This is a genomic window from Staphylococcus sp. EG-SA-10 (assembly GCF_017151945.1).
Taxonomy (GTDB): domain Bacteria; phylum Bacillota; class Bacilli; order Staphylococcales; family Staphylococcaceae; genus Staphylococcus; species Staphylococcus aureus.
In genome coordinates, this window is sequence record NZ_JACVZJ010000045.1 from 1 (window position 1) to 1,549 (window position 1,549).

The window sequence follows — 1,549 nt, forward strand, 5'->3', positions numbered from 1 at the left end:
ATTATAAATAGTTTCACGCAACAATATATACTCTTCTAATACATTTTGTTTATTATCAATAGTACATTCACTAATATCTGTATAATCTAAACCGTGCATTTGTCTTAAAAAACTGGCAATATCTCGTTTTAACAAATTTTGTTCTTCTTCTGACATAGTAGAATAAATTTCTGGTGTTAAAAAAGTTCCTTTAATTTCTTTATAACCTAGTATAGATAATTCATCACTAATATACGAATATTCAATATTAGGAATTTTTACATTAGTTTCTAAATTTGTATTTAAAAAATTATATATTGCTTTTTCTTTTGCATAACCTTTTTTCTTATTAGTACTAAATTTTGTTTTAAAAATGTATTCATTATTAACTAAATATGCCACACTATCATAACCACTACCGATTATTTCAATACTATCTACTTTGAAATTATCAAAGTAATGCTCAATTAAATATTTCATTGCCTTAACATTTGTGGCATTATCATCATATCTATATTCCATTAAATAACAATCTTCTTTTTTGCCCTCGTGTAATTCATGTTCTGGCAAATCTTCAATAATTCTAAAACCAGATTTTTGGTATGCCCTTATTGCTCTTGGATTATTTTTATGAGGGTCTAAAATAACTGCATTAGCATTTCTTTCTTTTTTCAAAAATTCAAAAATCAATTTAATATATCTTGTACCAATTCCTTTACTCCAATAATTTGGCTCTCCTATAAATTGATCCATACCATAGACTATCTCATCAGTTTTTGGATAATGATAATCAGTATATAACTCATCATACATTTTATATATTTGTCCATATCCAATAGGAACATTGTTATATTCAATAATTACTCTAAAAACTTCATCTTCCCAAGGCTCTGTATAATGTTTTTTTAATGATTCTAATGTATATTTTTTATCTCTACCACCATAAAATTCTAATACTCTTTCATCAGTTAACCATTTTAACATCAAAGGAAAATCATCATCTATTAAAGTTCTTATACATATTTCATTTTCAACTATATTCATTTATTTATCACCTTTTTCATAATCATATACATATACTATTTCATCTTTATAATCATTTTTACCACCTAATTTTTCATATACATGGCAAGCTCTAGGATTACCTTTATCAGTTATTAAAAACATTTCAGAACAACCAATCTCTTTAGAATATTCCTTAATAAAAGATAATAATTTTGAACCATAACCTTTGTCTTGATAGTTAGGTAACATTCCTATTGAGTGTAAATAAAACATTGTTTTTCCATCAGGTCTTAAAAGTGTATAGCAATATGCAAATCCTATAATTTTATTATTTTCTTTAGCTATAAACCCAAATGAACTGGTATCATTAAGAAATCCTTTTAAATTATCAATATCAAAAACCATATTATCATCAATTAAAACTTCTTCCATAAACTCAGTCAAGTCCAGACTCCTGTGTAAAATGCTATACAATGTTTTTACCATTTCTACTTATCAAAATTGATGTATTTTCTTGAAGAATAAATCCATTCATCATGTAGGTCCATAAGAACGGCTCCAATTA

At 25.4% G+C, this 1,549-nt stretch carries 2 protein-coding genes; both read right to left on the reverse strand.

Annotated features, from left to right (window positions below):
- A partial coding sequence (gene aac(6')-Ie, locus IDG45_RS13680; protein ID WP_104882522.1) for an aminoglycoside N-acetyltransferase AAC(6')-Ie occupies positions 1-1,023 on the reverse strand: 1,023 nt, incomplete at its 3' end.
- On the reverse strand, positions 1,024-1,428 hold the full coding sequence (locus IDG45_RS13685) for a GNAT family N-acetyltransferase (RefSeq protein WP_000134308.1): 405 nt from the start codon (positions 1,426-1,428) through the stop codon (positions 1,024-1,026).
- Positions 1,429-1,549 lie beyond the last annotated feature (121 nt).